The 21,211-nt window shown below is 34.8% G+C and carries 21 protein-coding genes; 5 read left to right on the forward strand and 16 right to left on the reverse strand.

Going from position 1 to position 21,211, the window contains the following annotated elements; genetic code table 11:
• Positions 1-150 precede the first annotated feature (150 nt).
• The gene (hutH, locus tag GKR88_12685; protein QMU65059.1) at positions 151-1,659 is read right to left on the reverse strand and encodes a histidine ammonia-lyase; all 1,509 of its coding nucleotides are present in this window, start codon (positions 1,657-1,659) and stop codon (positions 151-153) included.
• A 121-nt stretch (positions 1,660-1,780) separates the two neighbouring features.
• Here hutH and GKR88_12690 point away from each other — a divergent pair, with 121 nt between their 5' ends.
• Entirely contained in the window at positions 1,781-2,836 is a 1,056-nt protein-coding gene (locus GKR88_12690) for a redoxin family protein (GenBank protein ID QMU65060.1), read from the forward strand.
• A 71-nt stretch (positions 2,837-2,907) separates the two neighbouring features.
• Here GKR88_12690 and GKR88_12695 read toward each other — a convergent pair whose 3' ends face one another.
• On the reverse strand, positions 2,908-3,363 hold the full coding sequence (locus GKR88_12695) for a hypothetical protein (protein QMU65061.1): 456 nt from the start codon (positions 3,361-3,363) through the stop codon (positions 2,908-2,910).
• A 61-nt stretch (positions 3,364-3,424) separates the two neighbouring features.
• Here GKR88_12695 and rsgA point away from each other — a divergent pair, with 61 nt between their 5' ends.
• Together rsgA and GKR88_12705 are read left to right on the forward strand one after the other, a co-directional pair.
• On the forward strand, positions 3,425-4,372 hold the full coding sequence (rsgA, locus tag GKR88_12700; protein QMU65062.1) for a ribosome small subunit-dependent GTPase A: 948 nt from the start codon (positions 3,425-3,427) through the stop codon (positions 4,370-4,372).
• 65 nt (positions 4,373-4,437) lie between these two features.
• Positions 4,438-4,890 (forward strand): D-tyrosyl-tRNA(Tyr) deacylase, encoded by a 453-nt coding sequence (locus GKR88_12705; GenBank protein ID QMU65063.1) that lies wholly within the window; start codon positions 4,438-4,440, stop codon positions 4,888-4,890.
• An 18-nt stretch (positions 4,891-4,908) separates the two neighbouring features.
• Here the strand turns inward: GKR88_12705 and GKR88_12710 are convergent, their stop codons facing one another.
• On the reverse strand, positions 4,909-6,108 hold the full coding sequence (locus tag GKR88_12710) for a cystathionine beta-lyase (protein ID QMU65064.1): 1,200 nt from the start codon (positions 6,106-6,108) through the stop codon (positions 4,909-4,911).
• 154 nt (positions 6,109-6,262) lie between these two features.
• Here GKR88_12710 and GKR88_12715 point away from each other — a divergent pair, with 154 nt between their 5' ends.
• On the forward strand, positions 6,263-6,721 hold the full coding sequence (locus GKR88_12715; GenBank protein QMU65065.1) for a winged helix-turn-helix transcriptional regulator: 459 nt from the start codon (positions 6,263-6,265) through the stop codon (positions 6,719-6,721).
• Between the two features lies 1 nt (position 6,722).
• Here the strand turns inward: GKR88_12715 and GKR88_12720 are convergent, their stop codons facing one another.
• The 3 genes from GKR88_12720 to GKR88_12730 all read right to left on the reverse strand — a co-directional run bounded on the left by GKR88_12720 (position 6,723) and on the right by GKR88_12730 (position 11,729).
• Entirely contained in the window at positions 6,723-8,744 is a 2,022-nt protein-coding gene (locus GKR88_12720; GenBank protein ID QMU65066.1) for a DUF3857 domain-containing protein, read from the reverse strand.
• A gap of 2 nt (positions 8,745-8,746) precedes the next feature.
• A complete protein-coding gene (locus GKR88_12725; protein ID QMU66712.1) occupies positions 8,747-10,594 on the reverse strand; it encodes a DUF3857 domain-containing protein in 1,848 nt (615 codons plus the stop codon).
• A gap of 211 nt (positions 10,595-10,805) precedes the next feature.
• Complete coding sequence (locus tag GKR88_12730; GenBank protein ID QMU65067.1) at positions 10,806-11,729, reverse strand: IS1595 family transposase; 924 nt, start codon at positions 11,727-11,729, stop codon at positions 10,806-10,808.
• Between the two features lie 244 nt (positions 11,730-11,973).
• On the opposite strand from GKR88_12730, the gene GKR88_12735 reads away from it, so the two are divergent.
• Complete coding sequence (locus GKR88_12735) at positions 11,974-13,014, forward strand: NAD-dependent epimerase/dehydratase family protein (protein QMU65068.1); 1,041 nt, start codon at positions 11,974-11,976, stop codon at positions 13,012-13,014.
• A gap of 22 nt (positions 13,015-13,036) precedes the next feature.
• On the opposite strand, the gene tnpA is transcribed toward GKR88_12735, so the two are convergent.
• The 10 genes from tnpA to GKR88_12785 all read right to left on the reverse strand — a co-directional run bounded on the left by tnpA (position 13,037) and on the right by GKR88_12785 (position 21,158).
• The gene (gene tnpA / locus GKR88_12740; protein QMU66713.1) at positions 13,037-13,459 is read right to left on the reverse strand and encodes an IS200/IS605 family transposase; all 423 of its coding nucleotides are present in this window, start codon (positions 13,457-13,459) and stop codon (positions 13,037-13,039) included.
• 70 nt (positions 13,460-13,529) lie between these two features.
• The gene (locus tag GKR88_12745) at positions 13,530-15,008 is read right to left on the reverse strand and encodes a DUF268 domain-containing protein (protein ID QMU65069.1); all 1,479 of its coding nucleotides are present in this window, start codon (positions 15,006-15,008) and stop codon (positions 13,530-13,532) included.
• A gap of 362 nt (positions 15,009-15,370) precedes the next feature.
• A complete protein-coding gene (locus GKR88_12750) occupies positions 15,371-16,165 on the reverse strand; it encodes a hypothetical protein (protein QMU65070.1) in 795 nt (264 codons plus the stop codon).
• 136 nt (positions 16,166-16,301) lie between these two features.
• Positions 16,302-17,171 (reverse strand): hypothetical protein, encoded by an 870-nt coding sequence (locus GKR88_12755; protein ID QMU65071.1) that lies wholly within the window; start codon positions 17,169-17,171, stop codon positions 16,302-16,304.
• A 37-nt stretch (positions 17,172-17,208) separates the two neighbouring features.
• Positions 17,209-17,988 (reverse strand): FkbM family methyltransferase, encoded by a 780-nt coding sequence (locus GKR88_12760; protein ID QMU65072.1) that lies wholly within the window; start codon positions 17,986-17,988, stop codon positions 17,209-17,211.
• A 15-nt stretch (positions 17,989-18,003) separates the two neighbouring features.
• On the reverse strand, positions 18,004-18,717 hold the full coding sequence (locus GKR88_12765; GenBank protein QMU65073.1) for an ATP-binding cassette domain-containing protein: 714 nt from the start codon (positions 18,715-18,717) through the stop codon (positions 18,004-18,006).
• A 4-nt stretch (positions 18,718-18,721) separates the two neighbouring features.
• The gene (locus tag GKR88_12770; protein ID QMU65074.1) at positions 18,722-19,453 is read right to left on the reverse strand and encodes a hypothetical protein; all 732 of its coding nucleotides are present in this window, start codon (positions 19,451-19,453) and stop codon (positions 18,722-18,724) included.
• 37 nt (positions 19,454-19,490) lie between these two features.
• The gene (locus tag GKR88_12775) at positions 19,491-20,060 is read right to left on the reverse strand and encodes a glycosyltransferase (protein QMU65075.1); all 570 of its coding nucleotides are present in this window, start codon (positions 20,058-20,060) and stop codon (positions 19,491-19,493) included.
• Entirely contained in the window at positions 20,030-20,632 is a 603-nt protein-coding gene (locus tag GKR88_12780; protein ID QMU65076.1) for a hypothetical protein, read from the reverse strand. The genes GKR88_12775 and GKR88_12780 overlap by 31 nt, the downstream gene beginning before the upstream one ends.
• Positions 20,604-21,158, reverse strand: a complete 555-nt coding sequence (locus GKR88_12785; protein ID QMU65077.1) for a glycosyltransferase — start codon at positions 21,156-21,158, stop codon at positions 20,604-20,606. The genes GKR88_12780 and GKR88_12785 overlap by 29 nt, the downstream gene beginning before the upstream one ends.
• Positions 21,159-21,211: the final 53 nt, after the last annotated feature.

Here is a 21,211-nt window from a genome sequence, read left to right on the forward strand (position 1 = left end):
GTTTTTTAAGATTACTCTTATAGTTTGATTATTAAGTTAAAACGTACATCCAAAACTGCCATCAAAACCTCACAATTTCAAAAACCCGAAGGGTTTAATAGTTTTATAGATGTTTATTCAATTTTTCTAAAAACGTTGAGAAAATAAATACTATTCTTGAATACCGTCCTGAGAAAGTAGTAAAGTGTCAATAAATTTTGAGGATTTTATAATGTCGTAATGTAATACTTTATCTTCCTTTACGATAGGTACTTTTTGTCTAAAACGGTTTAATACAGTTTCTATAAAAGGCGCACTTTTTGCTTTTCCAAAACTCAAAGCCTGGGAAGCGACCAACAATTCAATCGCTAGAATGGTTTGTATATTATTCACTACTTTTTTTGCTTTGGTGGCTGCATTTGCTCCCATACTTACGTGGTCTTCCTGTCCGTTACTGGATTCTATGGAGTCTACACTTGCCGGGGTAGCGTATTGCTTGTTTTGACTCACGATGCTCGCTGCCGTATATTGCAAGATCATAAAACCCGAATTTAACCCGGGATTGGCAACTAAAAAAGGAGGTAAATGCCTGTGCCCGGATACCAATTGATAGGTTCTGCGTTCGGAAATACTTCCCAATTCAGCCATAGCAATGGCCAGATAATCCAGAGCTAATGCCAAAGGTTGCCCGTGAAAATTACCTCCTGAAACGATAACATCTTCCTCGGTAAAAATATTGGGATTATCCGTTACCGAATTAATTTCCGTTAAAAAGGTGTCAGTAACAAAACGGAGGGTATCTTTTGTGGCCCCGTGTACTTGCGGTATACAACGAAATGAATACGGATCTTGTACATGCTGTTTTTCCTGAGCAATTAACTCGCTTCCCTCTAAAAATTTCCGTATTCTTTTTGCAGTTTTAATCTGCCCGTTATGTGGCCGGACAGCATGTATCATTGCATTAAAAGGCTCCATACGTCCGTCAAAAGCTTCCAAAGAAATAGTTCCTATAACATCTGCCCAATAAGAAAGTTTATGACACCGGAGTAAATGATATATACCATAAGCGCTCATAAATTGCGTTCCGTTTAGTAAAGCTAACCCCTCTTTTGATTGTAAATCTATGGGTTTCCAGCCATATTTCTTCAGCATTTTCTCTCCGGACATCTTCATACCGTCAACAATTACTTCTCCTTTCCCTATCAAAGGTAGAGACAGATGTGCCAGAGGAGATAAATCTCCCGAAGCACCTAAAGAACCTTGTGTATAAACCACAGGTAATATGTTGTTGTTATAAAAATCAATTAATCTGTTGACCGTTTCTAATTGTACTCCCGAGTGCCCATAACTTAAAGATTGAATTTTTAACAACAACATGAGTTTTACTATTTGAGCGGGCACCTCTTCACCAATACCGCAAGCATGGCTCATTACCAAATTTTCTTGGAGTTTTCGTAAATTTTCACCTTTGATTTTTATATTATATAAGGCTCCGAATCCGGTATTTATACCATAAATCGGAGTAGATATTCGATTCATTTTTTCATCCAGATATTTTCTGCATACTACTATTTTTTGTCTGGTAGCCTCAGATAATGCAAGTCTGGTATCCGCATGTAATATCCGGTGAATGATTTTTAAATCCAAAGGCTTGGCATCTATAAAATGAACTGATTCCATTTATGTAGGATTGGTTGTATAAAAATCAGCATTCACTTATAATTATGCAACTAATTTTAACAAAATTTCTTAAAGAATAAGTTTTATCTTTGGCACTCGTAGTAATGTTATAGTATTGATAATGAAAAAAATTAGTATCTTAATAACGATTCTGTTAACCATAGCTTCTTGTAAACCGGATCATCCTAAAAATTATATGACACTTGCTGGGAAAATTGAAAATAGTAAAGACTCTGTTATCATATTGAAAGGATATCAATTAACGAAAAAGATCGATATTAAAGCAAACGGCACCTTTAAAGATTCATTGATTATCAAGAAAAAAGGAAATCATTTGTTTTTTATAGGAGGTATAAAAAGGTTCGTTTATCTAGATAACGGTTATGACCTGTACTTGAAGGGAAATGCAAATAAATATGAAGAAGGATTCACATATGAAGGTATAGGGTCGGATACCAATAACTTTATCAATGCCCAGTATACTTTTTCAAGAAGTTTTGGAGAGCCTACTGATTTTTTTGGATTGGAAAAAGACGCATATTTTAAAAGAATGGCTATCATAGAAAGAGGAATCGATAGTATTGAAAATTTATTTGATAATGTTGATACCACCGTACTGAAGCAATCTAAAAGACTTAATGCTCAGTTCTTAAGAAATATGAAAGATGAGAACATATATAAAATACAACGTCAAAGATACCTGGAATTAAAAGCGAAGAAAGATAAAATTGCTAAAGGGCAACCTTCTCCGGAATTCAAAAATTACTTAAATTATAAAGGGGGTAAAAACAGCCTTTCGGATTATAGAGGAAAATATGTTTACATAGATCTCTGGGCTACCTGGTGTAAGCCTTGTATTGCGCAGTTTCCGGTGTTAAAAAAACTTGAAAAAGAATACAAAAACAAAAATATTGTTTTTATAAGTATCGCTACAGACGATGATAAAACAGCCCACTCATGGGAAAAAGCAAAAAAAGTATGGAGAGATGCAGTTAAAAAATTTGAGCTTAAAGGAGTGCAGTTATTTGCAGGAGAAAAACAGTTTACCATAAATTATCTTGTGGGAACAATCCCTCGATTTATGTTGATTGACCCCGAAGGCAATATAGTAGATAATGATGCTCCAAGGCCTGGTGATCCGGCATTAAAAAAATTGCTTGATGAATTGGAGATATAGGCAAAAACCGGCTAAAGAAAAAAGATTCTTTAGCTGTTTTTTTCAATGGATTTAGTATCTCTTGACAGGCTCTATTTTACTCTTTTGAAAATATATCTGGTAATATAAATACCATTGATGTCACCTTCACTACCATAACTTTCTACACCGCTATTTACAAAAACCAATTCCCATCCTTCCGATGTCATTGCATTGATTTTAGAATCTACCAGTGCATCGTTTGCAGCAATATTCTGAAAGCGGATACCGCCAAGATTAAAAAAATTCAGTAATTTGGTTTCTTCAAAATTCTTTACGCGAATTCTGCTTCTATCGGACTTATTTCTTTTACTATTTTTTCCGGAAGAAGTGTAATCTCTGTAGTTTTTTGTTTCTTCGGCAGAAATCATTCTGGAACGGCCCAGACCACTTGGAATAATAGACTCTATAACCGTAATGGTTTTATATTCTACTTGCTGTTCCTGACCTATAAATGAAACAGAAATAAGTGCAATGATCAGGAGAAGGCTTACTAATAATTTTTTCATGATATTTGTTTATGATTATAATAAGTTGTAAAAATAGTCAAATTGTATAAAAATATAGATTGTGATTGGAGTAATCTATAAATCTACAGGAAGTTGGTATTGGGTAAAATCCGGTGACGGAACTTTTTACCAGTGTCGTATCAAAGGAAAATTTAGGATCAAAGGAATTAAAAGTACCAACCCTGTTGCCGTTGGAGATCACGTTCATTTTGAATTGGAAAAAAAAGGAGACGATGAGATTGGTGTGATTCATCATATTGTGGAACGAACTAATTTTATCATAAGAAAATCGGTCAATTTATCTAAACAAACACATATCATCGCAGCTAATATTGATCTTGTTTTTTTATTAATTACTGTAAATCACCCGCCTACGTTTACCATATTTATAGACCGTTTTTTAGTTACTGCCGAAGCATATTCCGTAAAAGTCGTATTGATATTTAATAAAATAGATATATGTGAAGCAGCAGAAAGAGCGGAAATTTTATATCTGAAAGAGGTATATCAAACCATTGGTTATACTTGCATAGAAACATCTGCAACGGAAAATAGAAACATCGGCAAAATAAAAGAACTTATGTCAGGTAAAGTAAGTCTGTTTGCCGGACATTCCGGTGTAGGTAAATCTACATTGATCAACGCTATTGAACCCGGTTTAAACTTAAAGACAAAAAAAATATCCGATCAGCACAAACAAGGACAACATACCACGACCTATGCGAAGATGTTCGATTTAAATTTTGATGCTAAAATTATAGATACTCCGGGAATAAAAGGGTTTGGTCTCGTAGCTATTGAGGAAGAAGAATTAGGCGATTATTTTCCTGAATTTTTTTCATTAAAAAGCCGGTGTAAGTTTAATAATTGCATCCATATTAATGAACCTGATTGTGCAGTGAAGAATGCCTTGGAGCAAGGAGAAATTTCATGGTCCAGGTATAAAAGTTATTTGCAAATATTAGAAAAAGAAGAAACGCATTTTAGAACTGATCATTGGAAGAGTTAATAATGTGGTTTATAGTTTGAAAGTCGAAAAGTTATAAAGTGTAGATTGAAAAATAAAAGTAATATATGATAGCAGTTATTCAAAGAGTTTCCGAGGCAAGTGTAACAGTACATCACCAAAAGATTGCTGCTATTGGTAAAGGACTGTTAGTATTAATTGGTATTGAAGATTTAGACAATTTTGAAGATATTAAATGGCTTTCTAAAAAAATTGTCAATCTTAGGGTTTTTAACGATAAAAATTCAGTGATGAATACTTCTTTGACAGAGATAGGCGGCGAACTTTTAGTAGTAAGTCAATTTACCTTACATGCCTCAATAAGAAAGGGAAACAGGCCGGGTTATGTAAAAGCAGCTAAGCCGGATAAGGCAATTCCGTTGTATGAATCTTTTTTAAATCAACTGGAAAAAGATTTGGGAAAAACTGTTCAAAAAGGGCAGTTTGGAGCTGATATGAAAGTAAGTTTATTAAATGACGGTCCGGTTACAATTATTATAGATACGAAAAATAAAAAGTAATTTCCGGTGCATATTTCGTTATAATATTCCTACGTCAATCATACATGCTTTCATCATTTGGTATGTTCTTTCTATATTATTATCCAAACCAATAGAAAAGCGGATCAATCCATCAGATAGGCCCATTTCTTTTTGTTCGTTTTCCGGAATTTCCGATGAAGTTGATGTTCCGGAAGCTGAGAATAATGTTTTATAAAACCCTAGGCTAACGGCCAGATACCCCAGATTTTTACGTTGCATTAATTCCATCAACTCATTTGCTTTCTCCAAAGAACCAACATCTATTGTGAGGATCCCTCCAAAACCATATTCTTCATTCATTATTGATTTATATAATTCGTGAGAAGGGTGGGATAGGAGTCCCGGGTAGACCGTTTTTAACCCGTCCGCTTCAAACTTATTCGCCAGGTAATTGGCATTAAAGCTATGTTGTTTTATCCGAATGTGCAGTGTTCTTAAGTTTTTTAAAACCGAGGATGCACGCAGGCTGTCCATGGTAGCACCTAATAACATACTTGCACCGTCATTTACATTTCTTAAACTGTCTATAAACTCTTGGGAAGCACAAGTAACCCCACTCACCGTATCCGAAGTTCCGTTAATGAATTTTGTCAAGCTATGGATCACAATATCTGCTCCTAATACTGCCGGTGACAGGGACAATGGTGAAAACGTATTATCGACTACCAATTTTAAACCGTATTTTTTTGCAAGGAGTGCCAGTCCTTTCATATTTGCTACTTCTAATAGCGGATTGCTCACGGATTCACAGTACAGCACTCTTGTATGTCTTGTAATAGCGGCTTCCACCGTATGTAGATCTGCAATATCTACAAAAGAAGTTTGTATATTAAATTTTGGTGCAAGATTTTTTAAGAAAGCATAGGTTCCTCCGTAGGTGGTTCGGCCGGATACTATATGATCTTCTGCTTTGCATAACTGCATGAGAGTGGATGTAATGGCTCCCATTCCCGATGCAGCTACATTGGCTGCCTCTGTTCCTTCCATAGCTGCTAAGGCTTTCCCCAAATATAAATTACTTGGCGATGTGTGGCGTGAATATAAATAACATCCGTCTGCATTTCCTTCAAAGGTATCAAACATGGTTTTCGCCGATAAAAATGTATACGTTGATGCATCTGAAATAGAAGGGTTTACGCCTCCAAATTCTCCAAAATACTGTAGATCCTGAATATTATCTGCCGGGTTAAATTTCATAAGACTTAAGTTTATTTCTACAAAATAACATCTATATAAAATAAAAATCAATAAAAGTTAATAATTTTAGTTATATAAACTATATTTATAATATTATTTTAAATAATATTCTACTAAGCAAAATATAATTTACTATTTCAGAAATATTTTTGTCATGAAATTAGACCCTATTGATAAAAAGATTATAAATCTTTTACAAAGAGATTGTAAGCAGACTCATAAAAACCTGTCGCTATTCTTAAATTTATCTGTAACTGCAGTTTATGAGCGTATTAAAAAATTAGAAAAGCATGGCTTTATTACAGGTTACGTAACACTTATAGATAAAAATAAAGTAAACAGGTCTTTTTTGGTTTTCTGTCATGTAAGGTTATTACAACATTCAAAAGGGTTTTTAGTACATTTTGAAAAAGAGGTGTTGAAATTAGATAAGGTTTCCGAATGCTTTCATGTGAGTGGCGATTATGATTATATATTAAAAATCCACGTAGAAAATATGAGTGCTTATCGGGAGTTTATGGTCAGGAAACTCACTATTATCCAACATATTGGAAATACACATTCCATATTTACGATTCACGAATTAAAGAATACCACAGAAATTGTTTTATAAATCAGCTTTTTGTGATTACAATTTTCTCAGTTTGTTTTGCTACAATTTGTTTGAAAAACTCTTTTAGTTCCTGATAATATTTAGGAATAATGATACCCTCGTTGAATTGTAATATTGAAATTACCTTGATTTTATTACTTAATTGAGTTATCTGAAATTTAAACAGCCCTAAGCCGTCGGGCAGGCCAATTGCAGCTACTTCGGGCAAAGAAGCTACTTTATACCCTTCCGGAATTGCTATCGTTACCGTATATTTGTCTTTCCATGGCATTCCAAAATCTACAGGGTATTTTCTTTCATTCGCTTTAAAAGGATTGGTTTCCGTAGTAAAAAATAATAACGGTTCTATATATAATTTACCTCCAATACCTTCTACTAAATCTTCCGATGAAAATTTAAATAGCCTTATTAGTGGCTTTGTAATATTTTTATCATTGGTTACTTTAAAAGTATCTATCTCAATACTATAATTGTCTTCCAATTTAGCAATGACATCTTCCTCTTTTAACGGGTTGTTTCTATTTCTATACCTCAGTGCATTTAACCCTGTGTATTTGGTTCTTATCATACCTTCTATGGTACCGTCATCGAATAATTTGGCACTGATGAAACTCTCGTCTGAAGTATGCTTTTTAGGAACCAGAGGAACTCTTAAAGATGTTCCGTCTTGCTTTACCAGTCTGCCACTCCAATTCATTACTCTAAATGGTAAAACATTTACTGAACTATATTGATCGGTAGCATCTAATAATAGTATCCCCTCAGGTAATGTCACAGAAGCAATGACATAGTTAAACCCACTGCTTGTAGGTGAAACCGGAATTCCGTTTCTCCTGGTACTTGTTAAAACCGGATTTGCTTTAAAGCCGGCTTCCAGTAACATTGAAGTAAGCAATAAATTAATAGCTGCAACATTTCCCGTACCCTCTTTGTACGCTTTTTTGGTGGAAACATCCGTATATTTCCCATAGTACTCATTCCATTTTACTTTAGCCTTTACAAACTCTAAAATAGTTGTTATTTTTTCACTATCGGTACTGGTATTAGCCAATAATGTTTGTAAATCCTTTTTAAAGAAAGCACTCTTATTTAATTCACCTCCAAAATTATCGGATTTATATATTCTTTTTACAACGTCTTCCCATGATGCTGTTAACATCTCCGGAATAGAATTAGGATATTTTATTACGCTTATTTCGTATTTCATACCGCCCCTATAAGTTTGTATACTACTCACAAAAGGCTCTCCGCTTCTTAATGCAGGTACATCTTTTGCTGCATATGTTTCTTTATGATATATTAAATCTATTGACCTGTTTTGAACAGTAGATGTAACTGCTACTCCTACAGCACCACGAGAAGTCTGCCTAACTCTTTCATGAAAAGAAATGCGACCGCTTCTTCTGGAATTTGTAAAAGGTACTAAAAAATAACCTTTGGGGGTTTTATTAAATACAAACCATTCCGGGTGCTCTATTTGGTAGTTTATTTTTTTTACCGGAATATCAAACTGAAATTTCAAATCGTCTATATTCCTGATATAAGGAGAAGTTATTTTATATTTCAAATCAATAACGGAGCCTTCTTTTATGGCAGGCATGGCTATCTTTTTTAAATGATAATACTTGCTTAACTTTTCATCAAAAATTTCTGATTTAGCTAATTTACTTTTAACAATTTTATTATTTTCCAAGTTAAAAGTATATCCTTTTATTTCGTGTACTTTATCACGACTGCCTTCGTCCGGGCTATAGTAACGAATTATTTCATTTGCTTTTTTAAATCCTTCTTTATTATAAATTTTTATACGGACATGTGCTTCGGTAATGATATTAAAACCGCTATTTTGATTATATTTATAGTACGTTTTTCTGGATCTAAATAGATAAGCAGCCTCCGCAATGGAATCTTTTGGATAAAACTTTTCTTCCAGTTCCTGTTTGGATACTTTACCGAATTTGATTTCTTGCCCAAAAGACGTTAATGTAATCAGTAAAATAAGAAGGGATGTAATTTTTTTCATGATTATGTTTTTTTTATGAGTGATAGCCTTAAATTGTCATATTTTGTAACTTTTTTTAAAAAACGTCTATATGCTTTATAATCTTCTTTAGGGTAATCTCCTGCTCGGATTAAAAGTTCTCTATTGTATTTTATTCGCGAGCCTTCTATTTTCTTAAAAGTTACCCTATAAGTACCAAATTGATTCTCCAGTACATAATCTGCAGGTAGTGTTTCCAATATATATCCTTCGGGTAACTTTATGATAAATTCATCTACATGTTTAAATCCTCTGGGGATTTTCAAGGGCAATTTTCTATTCCTGTACCGCTTGGGTACATATCCATATTTATTAAATACATTGGCTCTGAATAAATAAGCTCCCTGTTGTGTCGCAGCATAATTTTGAATGTTAACGGAAAGTTTTTCGGAAAAAACAATAGAATCTTTATTGTTTGAAAGTGTTACTTTATCTATGGTCAGATTGTTATTATAGTCCCATACTTTTGTTTTATAATATTTTTTCAGCTCTTCTTTGGGAATGGATTCTATGGAGAATTTGCGATCGTATTGAATTCCTTTGGAAGTAACTAAGATATCTGCCTTAACATTACCGGCAGCGTCTAATGCTATCACTGTCTTGGAAGTCTGCAAGTTGAACTCATTCAAATATGCCGGAGTTCTTTTTATAATGCCTCCTTCCGGAGTGATAACCAGTACATTTCTATCATCGGTAAAATCGCCTAAAAAACCAAAAGGCATGATCTGACTTGTACATTCCAACCAAATATCTTTTCCTTCATTGGGAATATTTAAAATCACATGATTTCCCTGCATAGAAGTAAAATCTTTCATTACATCTTTTTTTTCACTTCCCGCCCATATCACTGAATAATGAGATTTAACACCTACAGCATCTAATAAAGTTTTTGTATAATTTGTCAATCCTTTACAATCTCCATACCCTACTTTATCTACTTGGTTAGCTGCAATAGGTTTCCATCCCCCTATACCTTCCTGAACACTAATATATCTGGTTTTATTCTGCATATAGTTATATATAATTTTTGCTTTTTCAATAGGGTCGCTAATACCCTTAACTAAATTTTGAACCTTTATTTTAGTTTCTCCGGAGATTACATCTTTTCCATTATATAGATATTCATATCTCCATTTTCCAAACTCTTGCCAGTTTTCTCCCTTACCTCTTACTCCTTTTAAAGTAAAATTATTGGCAGCTACTCTTATAACCGGCGTAAGCTCAAAAAAAGATCCTGCACCTCTTTCGTATGCTATCGGAGGTTGGTTTTGCATACGATAATGAATATCGTTGCCTGTAGATAAGTTCTCAATAGCATAGCCTTCCGTACGAGATTCTTTTTTTCTGAGACTTAGCCCTGCCGGATTCAGAATTTGATATGTGCTTTCCTGAATACCCACATAATACCAATCCATAGGCCTCCAACCGGGTATAAATCCCGTAGAAGATGTTTTGTATTCGTATTCAAACTTTACGGTATACGGATATTTGACAGGTGTATACTCTAATTGTTTTACTCTATCATCCGAATACAAAGTGCCTCCTTCAACGGCACTAAAGTCTAAAAAGTCTTTTTTCTTTACTCTTTTAATTTTCTTACCGAGCGCATCGTAGATTTCAGCTGACAGAGATACAATTTTAGTATCGTTATCATATCTGACGTATGCATCTACATATCTCCGTCCCAATTTATTTAGTACAGTTATAGTTCTGGATACTTTTACAGACATTTCATCTACGGCTGTAAGTGTTATTTTGGTAGATTCGTTTCTGATCACCGCATTGGCATCTTCTTTTAATTCTTGTGGGATCAAAAGCGAAGCTAATTGTATTTCCTGTGAAAAAACTAGGTTCGACACTATTACTAATAGTAAGGTGATGTGTAATTTGAACTGCTTCATAGCATTTAAAATTTGGCGCAATATACAAAAAAATTAAAATATGATTTTAAGTTCAAATATTTTTTTGAGTATTCTTTTAGTTTAAACGAGTTCAAAGTTAGAAAGTTGGAAGTTGGCAAGAGGTGATGAATATTTTAATTGATTACCCACTTTTATACCAGTATTGATGAGTGACAGCTACTACCAGTCTATCAAATAGTCTTTCAGCGAAATAGCGTCTGTTGAGTTTATAGCAGAACTCGTCAAGATAATTCTGCAAATATTTTCCTTTAATTTTATGGTAAATACCTAACAGAGTGCGTTTTGCATTACTTATGGCTATATGCACCGATTTTAGTGTGGTAATAGTGGTTTCTTTATTTGATTTTTCAGTAATGTGTACTTCCACATAATCACCTATGTCTACATAAGACGTGCTTTTGTCGCTAAAAACAATGCATGTATCATCAAAATTACTATCAATAAGCGTGTTGACTTCTTCTTTTTTATGAGTATCCAAAACTTTCATTTTAAAATAACGACATTGTTTGGATTGTTTCCCAGTCTTTAAATCTTCTAAAGGTACAGACTCTGCCATTACCGCTACGTTAGATTGTTTTTGACTGCCTCTGCCTCTTTTAAGCTTTTGTCTGTCGGATTCTTTTGTTGCCACAGTAAAGTAATCTTGATCAAACTCAATCATATCTTCAAGGTCGTATAAATTATCTCGTTTTCCCATAGCCGAACGTATTCTGTGCATAAGAGACCATATAGTGGTATAACGTGTATGGTTGAGCTGACGTTGTAATTCGGCAGCAGAAATACCTTTTTTACTAAAAGTCATAAATGCCATAGCGAGATACCAAGTACGAATAGGTAAATTGGAGTTCTCCATCATAGTACCGCTGCGTAGAGTAGTTCTAAAACCACAATAAGAACATTGCCACATCCATTTAGACTTTAACCAATAGTGCTTTTTTGATTGACATTTTTTGCAAATGACTCCTTCTTTTGAACGAGCCAACTTCATATGTGATTTACAGGAAAACTCATCTGGAAATTGTTCAATAAAATGTAGTAAATTCATAATTCTAAACTTTATATTAAGATACGAATTTTTAAATTAGTGGCATAATTAAGTGTAATCAATTAAATTTATAATTATCAAAAAGCCGGTAGTAAAGCTCTCAAAGTTAAAAATATAAACTTTTACACTTTCCAACTTTTACACTTTCTAACTTTTTTGTTATGAATATTTGAAACATTCACTTAGTTTTGGATTTATAAAGATTTTTTATGAAAAGCCGACAACTATATAAAATAAAATTCCTATGAAAAAGAAATCAGCATTGGTTTTGGGAGCCGGCGGGTTTATAGGCAGCCATATGGTAAAGCGGCTGAAACATGAGGATTATTGGGTGAGAGGAGTCGATTTGAAATACCCCGAATATTCTGGTAATATTGCGGATGAATTTTTGATTGAAGATCTTAGAAACCCTTTTCGGATCAAAGAAATACTCGCCTACGAATCAAAGAAAGGAAAACAGGTTTTTGATGATATCTACCAATTTGCAGCTGATATGGGAGGTGCAGCGTACATTTTTACGGGAGACAACGATGCGGATATCATGCACAATTCGGTGGTGATCAATCTCAATATTTTAAACGGACAGAAGGAGCTAAGCCGGATACATCAAAAAAATAACACTACGATTTTTTATTCCTCTTCGGCTTGCATATATCCTCAGCAGAATCAAATGGATCCTGCCCGTCCGAATTGTGCCGAAGATACTGCATATCCTGCCCATCCGGACTCGGAATACGGGTGGGAAAAGATATTTTCCGAACGTTTGTATCTGACGTATGCCCGTAATTATAAAATACCCGTCAGAATTGCCCAATATCATAATATTTTTGGCCCTGAAGGTACCTGGAAAGACGGAAAAGAAAAAGTACCGGCTGCTATTTGCAGAAAAATCGGTCTTTTGCCCAAAGAAGGAGGAACCATTGAGATTTGGGGAGACGGACATCAAACGCGCTCTTTTTTATTCATCGATGAGTGTATAGAGGCTACCCGAAAGTTAATGAATTCCGATTTTCAAGGTCCGGTGAATATCGGATCGGAAGAAAAGGTATCTATTAGAGAACTGGTTCGGATTGTTGCCAAAATTGCGGGAAAAAAGATAGTTATCAAACCTGTTTTAAATGGCCCGGTTGGCGTAAAGGGAAGAAATTCCAATAACGACCTTATACGTGAAAAATTACAATGGGATTATACTCAAACCCTGGAAGAAGGGATAAGAAAGACATATGATTGGATCATTCAACAGATTGATTCGGTAACTAAACCACTATGGCCTTCAAGTCCATAGGTTTCTTAAAAGAATGAAATTCTTATTCCAAAATAATATTATCCATATCAGTATTCGAAGAATCTCGATGATGCTCAAGATATTCTTGTACCATCTCATCAGTAATGTTTCCTGTACTCCAAACGCCATAACCAATAGCCCAAAAATGTCTACCCCAATAACGTTTACTCAATTCTGGATATTCTGCTTGAAGTCGTCGAGATGTTCTTCCCTTCAAGCGTTTAACAATATCACTAATATTTTGAGACGGTCGGTATTCGATGTGAATATGTACGTGATCCTTGCTTATCACCCCTTTAAGAATTCGTACACCCTCAGAATCGCAAACTTGTTTAACCAAATCTCGGCAACGTTTCTGAATGTCACCTTTGAGAACATGATAACGATATTTTGTAACCCAAACTATGTGCGCAGTAAGCCAAGATACAGTATGTCCAAGTCGCATTTGTTCTTTCACAATTCAAAGATACAAAAGTGTGTAGCAACTGAAAGTCTTGCACTGAAAGTGCATAGTTTCAACTAACGATTGAGACCAATGAATGAGGTAATCTGCAAAGCGGTTTTTGCATGATAAAAACCGGTTGATTTTGCCAGTCTGTTTTATCTTTCGTATAATTTACTTTGGTCGCTCCGTATGGGTAGGCTACTATATCCAGTATTTTGAATAAATGATTTTCTATATATTCCTTTGAATATGCTCTATGTCCGTTTCCAACCAACACATTATTTACGGCTACAGGAACTCCAATTACAGCAATGCCCTCGGTTACTAAAACATTAAAAATTTCATTCATCGTGTTAAGATCTCCTTCCGGATCAATGGGATCTCCATACCTTCCCAGTCCATTGTGTTCAATACTGGAAAAAGAGCATACAATATCATATGTTTCCGGTGGAGGAAGTGGTTGTTTTAGCCGATCTAATACCTTAATATCCTTACCGTCATAGGAAATAGTTCCGTACTCTATTGTCAGTATTTCTTTTGCTTTGTATGCCAGAAGGATACACTCAAGCCAGGGACTTACACTGCCAATAACCATTGTTTTTTTTCCTTCGACTTGAATTTTGTCAAATGCAGCGTAATGTTGAAGTACTGAACCGCGATACCCTTCACAGCTATAATCATTTTTGCTCTTTGCCAATGCTCTTAATTCTTTCACCATTTCCTGAGTCCAAACTCTTTGGTATAAACCATACTCGTTTCGGGGCATATATTTACAACAAACCAAAGGTAGCTGTAAAGGGTGTATACCATAGCAGTCATCACACAAACTTTCAGCGTTTATCACTTCAAATTTTTTATAGAATTGGTTTTTGAGTTGTCTGGGAAGATGATCTATACGAACAGGCACTTCTATTATATCTCCCTCTTTATAATCTATTGAACGGATACATGAAATTATTTGTGCTTTCACTTTATCAAGTAGTTTCGCTGTCTTTTGTTGAAGTGATTTTTTCAGCAAAACAGGGTTTTTAAAAATCACCCGTGGTTGTATTGCAATGGCTCTTATACGGAAAAGTATGATTCGCAATCGTTGGTATTTTCTTGGGAAAACGTCAATTTCTGCTTCCAATTGTGAACAAACCGTCGTATCATGATAATAAAAATGAGGTTTATCAACTTTTCCGGTTTGAATTTGAAAAGCATAAAGATCGATTCCTGTTTCTACAAAAACACGAAATTCAACTTTGTAGCCGATATATGTACTACTGTCAAAATACAAAGTTGCTTTTTTGATTTTTGTATCTGTAAACTCCAAAAAACACTCTTCGGCTTTGATAAAATCAAATGTATTATCTTCTTTTCTTTTTGATAAATTGATATCGAATTTCCCGGCATATGTTCCTTTTTTATTTGTAGTTATATATGAAAGTTCAACGGCATAAGTCATTGCTTCCATGATTTCAATATAGGGCCCGTAGACAAGAAAACCGGAAAACCCTTTGGATTTAACGCCTGTCAGACTGTTGGAGAAAGCTGTATCATGGGGCATGTCTTTACAAAAAAAGTATAGTTTTTCATATCTGTATACCGACTTATTACCTCACTGCCGGACTGCATGAATCGGGCAGCCAAAGCCCTCAATTTTACATGTATAAAAAGTTTACTCTTTTTTAAAAACACTGTCCTGTTTTTTATAAAAATAATTGTTGATAATCTTTTTTAAAGAACTCGTTTCTTTTTTTACTTCAGGGGTTTTGATATTGAACTCATTTAAACTTTTTCAATTTGCTAAAAAATGAGTGTTTTTAGCTCTGTTTTTATCTTTTTTTCCTTCCGTAGCGGCTGCTATGCAACTCAAAAAAGCTTTCAACATATCTAAAAACTTCTAATGTTCGCTTAAATCCAAAAAGTTTAAATGAGTTCATTGTTTGTTTCTTTTGTCCTGATATGAAATGCATTTAATTGATATCCTTTTTCTACCCTCACTCTAAATTCTGCTTTGTAGCCTATATAATCCCGGGTGTCAAATTGTAATGCGACACTTCTGATTTCTTTCTTTGTGGTTGTTAGATCACACGTATCGATCTCAACAAATATTACTTTGCCGTTTTTACCTTCTTTTGAAAGACATATATCAAACTCTCCTGCTTTTGCTCCCGTACTTTCCATGGTTAAATAAGAAAGTGTTACGGAAAGCTTCATGCTTTCTTTGATAGCTATATAAGGGCCATAGACCAGGGTTCCTTTACTTCCCGTAGATTTTTTCCCATATTCATAAGAGAAGGGAATATCGTGCTGTAAGCGGTCGCAATGAAAAATATGGTTTCGTAAATTGGGTTTGTTTTCGATAAAAGCATCGGTATAGTTTGACAGGATTTTAGTTAAAGTCGGCAACTCGGGATAGGAGTTTTCCGTATCAATAACTAACAAGAGGTTTAAAAATTCCTGGGAGTGAAACCACGTTGTCTCGGAGCAAGCCAGACCTAAAAAAATATTTTCCCCTTCTTTAAAAAAACAGGTAGGATCTATAATACCAAATCCTTTTTGACTGATCTGATTGAAAAAATCTAAAAAATGAAAGGTAGGAGCCTGACCATTTTGATTGGCCCATAAAAAAGGCAGGTGCTTATATGGTTGCGCAGAAGCCCTGCCCATTCCTAACAATGTTTTTCCTTCTACAATAGCATTGGAACCTCCTCTAAACATGGTATGATTGGTATAATGAGCAGAAAGTTGAAAATCAGTATGTACACGATCTACAGGAATTAACCGATACGTTTTATATCTATTTCATAAATACTGAAAGGGCTTAGCTCATGTACTATAAAGAATCAACCTTCTTTTAGAAAAGGTCGCCGGTTTTCCCCCATTCAAATCCGTCATCTGCTTTTAAAGGATGTAACGAGTCGTCTTTTTCTACATATAAAAAAGCAGGGTGTTTGGCTTCTCCATAGCCGATCACATAAGCATAAGCCCGGACGCCGTCACTTACCATTCTGGGATCGGCTCCCAAACCAATGTATTTTTTTTGAGTTCTTCTGAGACCTTGCGGAGTGAGTTCGTACTCACATTTGTATAGTCTGGCAATTTTAGATGCTTTTAACCTTCGTTTGTGAAAGGTTTCTATATACATTTCACCATGAAGAGAGATATATTTGCTTCCTACTTTGCAGAAAGCATAAAAGATGTCAAAAAGCTCGTTGTATGCTCCCCAATATGAATTTTTCCAAAGTACTTTTGCGGGAACATTTTTCAGTCGATCTATCATTTCCGCAACTGTCAGATGTTTTTTTTCATCTTTAGTATACGAACTTATTCCGTTTTCGATTTCCTCGATTTCCACCTGGATTCCCAGTGTTCTGGGATCATTCGAATGGAAGTGTTTCTTTGCAGAAAATGTCTTTTCCGTAAACACATAAACGGAAGTATATTCTTCTTGATGAAAAGTATACCGGCGTGAAACCGGTTTCCTGTCAAGGGTAATCTCCTCCGAATGATTATTGGAAAAGATCATTATCGTATTGGTTTTGTGAGGACCTGAGTTCTTAAAAGTAAGTTGTAATTTAACGGTTTTTTGATTTTTGACTTGAAGAAAAAAATCATGCCCGAAACACCAATTATCGGGAAAGTGAGATAACGAATTTATAATACCTGTACGATCTTTTGTTTCCTTGGTTCCGGATCCATGATAACAAGTGTATGTATTTGTCATACAATAGGGCTGTATGTAATCTAAAAATCCGGAATCGTTAAAGCACAGGAGATCTTCTACAAAATGTCCTGCCTCGCAAATCACTGTAACTCTTTATTGGAATTAATGAGTGCGACAATCTTTCTATCAAAAAAAGGTATTCAAATAAAGCATCGATTTCATCAAAAAGTGCTTTCCCTCTCTTTTCTACGGTCAATGTTCTCTCTTGTACATTTAACTCAATAAAAACTACAGGCCGGTGCTTTTCTATGGTTTTGCGGGCTCCTCTGAGTACGAATGTTTCCCAGCCTTCAACATCCACTTTCAGGATTTTGATAGCTATATTTGGGTTATTTTTTGCCAGGTATGTATCCAGAGAAATGGTTGCTACTTTTTCGGTATGAGATGCATTTTTTACTTTTTCAGAACTCACAAAAGAGCCTCCCACATTATCGCCAAAAGGAACATGGATCGTTTTTAATTGATTGTCAACATATCCTACAATTTGTCTCTCGGTAATAATGTTGATGAATTTATTTTTTTGTACGTTTTGGACCAGATGTTCGTACATCACAGATAATGCTTCAAAGGCAATTACGATACCTTTGCTTTGAAGATGTGCTAATACTACAGTGATTATCCCCACATTTGCTCCGATATCGATAGCAACTTTGTCGGAGCTGTAGTATGTAGAAGCCAGTTCCATATATTTTGTGAGCCAGGGCTCGTATTTGCCGTCTTTCGGAACCAATGAATTCATGTTCATGTCGTCAGTGCCTAAAGAAAGCTGAAAACGCTTATTTTTGAAGCTAATTTTTCGGATATTTCTCTTATTCAAAATAGGTTTTGGTTTTTATTTCGTGATTTGTACAGGATCTTTTAGCATATATTCTAAATAGCTATCCACCACTTTATGACTGTTGTCTTGTTTGATAACTCTACCATGTTCTATCCAAATGACCCTGTCAGAGACATCTCTTACAAGGTTGGGATCGTGGGTGACCAAAACCACTGTTTGGTCAGAGTTCATTTTTTCTTTGATCAACTGTTCGGATTTTAATTGAAAATCAATATCACCCACTCCTAAAATTTCATCAATTAACAAAATATCCGGTTCAAGGTGATAAGCAATGGAGAATCCCAATCTTGCCCTCATTCCCGAAGAGTATGTAATGAGTGTATTGTGAACCGCATCACCAATACCTGACATTTCTATAATGGCATCCGTTTTTTTGATGATCTCTTTTTTGGAAAAACCATTAAAAAGACCACTCAAAACAATATTCTGAATCCCGCTCAACTGCTCTGAGAACCCAAGTTCTATAGACAGTAAATTTATACTTTTACAGTTTCGTATGATGCTTGCCTCATCAGGCGTTATAATATCGGATAACAACCTCAGTAAGGTACTTTTACCGGCTCCGTTTCTACCAATAATTCCAAGTGTTTCTCCTTTGCGAACGTTAAAAGAAATACGGTCAAGTACGCTTTTCTTTTTTTTAGAAAAAAATACTTTCCCGGTTCTGTATGAGAAAGAAATGTCTTGTAATACCAGATGATGTTCCATATTATTATCTGAAGAGTACTTTGGGTACTTCTTTGTCTAAGCGCCTGTGCGCAATAAATCCCAGTATACCAAAAAAAATGATAAATAGGAAAATATAAAGAATACTTTGCATATGAAGCGGTTTGTTATATATTAAAATATCTCGATACAGATTTATAAGCAGTGCAAAAGGGTTTAATAAAAAAATGTCCTGATAGGCTTCCGGCATCGTTTTAAAATCATAAAAAGTTCCGGAGCCAAACATGATAACTTGCAATAGCGTGGTGATGATGTGTTTTAGATCTAAAAAATAAGGGACAATAATAGCTACCAGATACACAATCGATGCAATGAGCAAAAACTGGAGTAAAAGCAAGATAGGTAAGAACATCCACATAATATTGGGATATGATTCGCTTACCAACAGAACAAGTATCAAAACAACCCAGACAAAAAGCTCTTTAACTGCATCCTGAATAATGGAAACTGTGGGAAAAAAATATTTGGGAATATAGGTATCTCTTATTATCTGCCTGCCCTTTATAATAGATTCCATTCCGTTGCTGACAGATTTGCTAAACCAAAACCAAGGGATAATGCCACAGAATAAGAAAGGAATATAATCAGGTGTGTTGTTTCCTCCGGAGAATACCCCAAAAACTGCGTATAAAATAAAGAAATGCAGTGCCGGTTCCATAATCCACCACAAATAACTTAATGCGTATTTATGTACTTCGGCTTTTAAGTTAGACCTCACACTGTAGAAAACAAGTTCTGTAAATGGTTTGTTTTTATCATCTCTTTAAGAATTTTAAAAATCGAAGCGCAAGATTATAGAACATGCTTGCTCTTATTTTTATGACTTTATCATTAAATAAACTCAAACATAGGAAAATAGCGGTAGCTATAAAATATAATCTGTGGTGTATCCTGTAGAGCCTCACCAATACATATCCTGCATTTTGTTCTATATCATTAGATTTTTGAGGGCTTTCGGCATCGTGAATTACACACATCATTTTTAAAACTTTGTCAGATTGTTTTTTCCAAACAGATGGTCCCGCTAACATATAATCCCGGGCATTTTGACCTATTTTTTTACCGGAACGGATGATTTCGAAAGCTTCTTTAATTTGTTGCTTTATCAAGTTTATATCTCTTGATTCAAAGTCAATTAAAAATCCGTTGTGGCCATGATAAATATATTGATCGTGTGTTGAGTTTCTGTTGGCAAATACGATACAACCTAAGCTCATCGCTTCTAAAAAAGCCATTCCAATCCCTTCGGACTCTCTTGGGGCCAGATAATATCTGGAAGAAGCAATTAGTTTTTTTAAATCTTCTTTATGATCAAACCTATGGATGTTGAGATAAAACCGTCCGGAATCCTGAAAACATCCTTATTCATATCATAGGCATCCTGTCTGTCGTGTACGTGAATTTTTTCTACATAAGGAGAAAAAACATCTGCAATGGTGGCTTCGGCTAACGAACTTTCCGGACGGCGAAGCCAATAAAAAAGAGTGTTCTTTTTTTTGTTCTCCTTATCAAATTCAGGTACTTCCGGATAGTAGTTAAGCTGATATGAAACAATGCCGATATCAATGCATATTTTGTGAAGTTTTTTAGAAAAATTGAAAAGATAGGTTTTGTCGAGTATTTTAAAATAACTTTTCGGAGCGGTTCCGCAACCGTCATACATGGGGAATACAACGACTCTCAACCCTTTTGAAATCAACCAAGGAGCCAGCTGTTCCATTTGCCATAATACAAAAACAGAGCGGGAGTGTATTTCAAATAGCGATCTGATATGTTGTAAGCTTACATTATCTGTAATGACATCTACAGTAAAAATTTTTTCAAAAAGATGCTTCATGAAGTTTACCGATCCCGAAACAATATGATCTTTATGACAAATTAAAATGATATGCTTCATCAAAACTGCGTTTGTAATTTGTAAAAGCTTTTTCCATTTTATTTCTTCTGTCATCAGGATTCATTGCCAGTATTTTTTCGAGACATTGTAATACATCTTGTTTGGTCTCATATAGCCAACCGGAAGACCAGTTATTGATCTCTTCGGCAAAACCCGCTCCTTTTTTAGCTAGTACCGGAATTTTGTTTTCAATGGCTTCATAATGAATTCCGGATCCTCTAAAATGATAGACATTAGGATCATAAGGCAACAGGATTAAATCTGCCCGACTGTAAAGTGCTTCTATCATTTGCCTGGATAAAACAGCTTCCGTCAACTCAATATTCGCCAATTGTTTTAATTTCTTCCTGTATTTTCCGTTATAGTATTTGTTTTGTTTTTTCATATCCTGAACCACTATTTTTACGGTTGGAAATTCAAATAAAATTTCTTTCGCCAAATGAAAAATATCGAAATATCCTTTATCTGCTCTGTTAGACCCCGGAAGTAAAATAGTAAATCCCTGTTCGGTATTTTTACGGATCAGTCACAAAAGTTGTGTGTGAGTTCAGATGAAGATTAATTGTTAATTGAAGATTG

The organism is Flavobacteriaceae bacterium (genome assembly GCA_014075215.1).
GTDB lineage: Bacteria > Bacteroidota > Bacteroidia > Flavobacteriales > Flavobacteriaceae > Polaribacter.

Coding starts and splice junctions, on each gene's coding strand:
- hutH (QMU65059.1), bottom strand. CDS start 1,659: ATGGAATCAGTTCATTTTATAGATGCCAAGCCTTTGGATTTAAAAATC.
- GKR88_12690 (QMU65060.1), top strand. CDS start 1,781: ATGAAAAAAATTAGTATCTTAATAACGATTCTGTTAACCATAGCTTCT.
- GKR88_12695 (QMU65061.1), bottom strand. CDS start 3,363: ATGAAAAAATTATTAGTAAGCCTTCTCCTGATCATTGCACTTATTTCT.
- GKR88_12705 (QMU65063.1), top strand. CDS start 4,438: ATGATAGCAGTTATTCAAAGAGTTTCCGAGGCAAGTGTAACAGTACAT.
- GKR88_12710 (QMU65064.1), bottom strand. CDS start 6,108: ATGAAATTTAACCCGGCAGATAATATTCAGGATCTACAGTATTTTGGA.
- GKR88_12715 (QMU65065.1), top strand. CDS start 6,263: ATGAAATTAGACCCTATTGATAAAAAGATTATAAATCTTTTACAAAGA.
- GKR88_12720 (QMU65066.1), bottom strand. CDS start 8,744: ATGAAAAAAATTACATCCCTTCTTATTTTACTGATTACATTAACGTCT.
- GKR88_12730 (QMU65067.1), bottom strand. CDS start 11,729: ATGAATTTACTACATTTTATTGAACAATTTCCAGATGAGTTTTCCTGT.
- GKR88_12735 (QMU65068.1), top strand. CDS start 11,974: ATGAAAAAGAAATCAGCATTGGTTTTGGGAGCCGGCGGGTTTATAGGC.
- tnpA (QMU66713.1), bottom strand. CDS start 13,459: ATGCGACTTGGACATACTGTATCTTGGCTTACTGCGCACATAGTTTGG.
- GKR88_12745 (QMU65069.1), bottom strand. CDS start 15,008: ATGCCCCATGATACAGCTTTCTCCAACAGTCTGACAGGCGTTAAATCC.
- GKR88_12750 (QMU65070.1), bottom strand. CDS start 16,165: ATGTTTAGAGGAGGTTCCAATGCTATTGTAGAAGGAAAAACATTGTTA.
- GKR88_12755 (QMU65071.1), bottom strand. CDS start 17,171: ATGACAAATACATACACTTGTTATCATGGATCCGGAACCAAGGAAACA.
- GKR88_12765 (QMU65073.1), bottom strand. CDS start 18,717: ATGGAACATCATCTGGTATTACAAGACATTTCTTTCTCATACAGAACC.
- GKR88_12780 (QMU65076.1), bottom strand. CDS start 20,632: ATGAAGCATATCATTTTAATTTGTCATAAAGATCATATTGTTTCGGGA.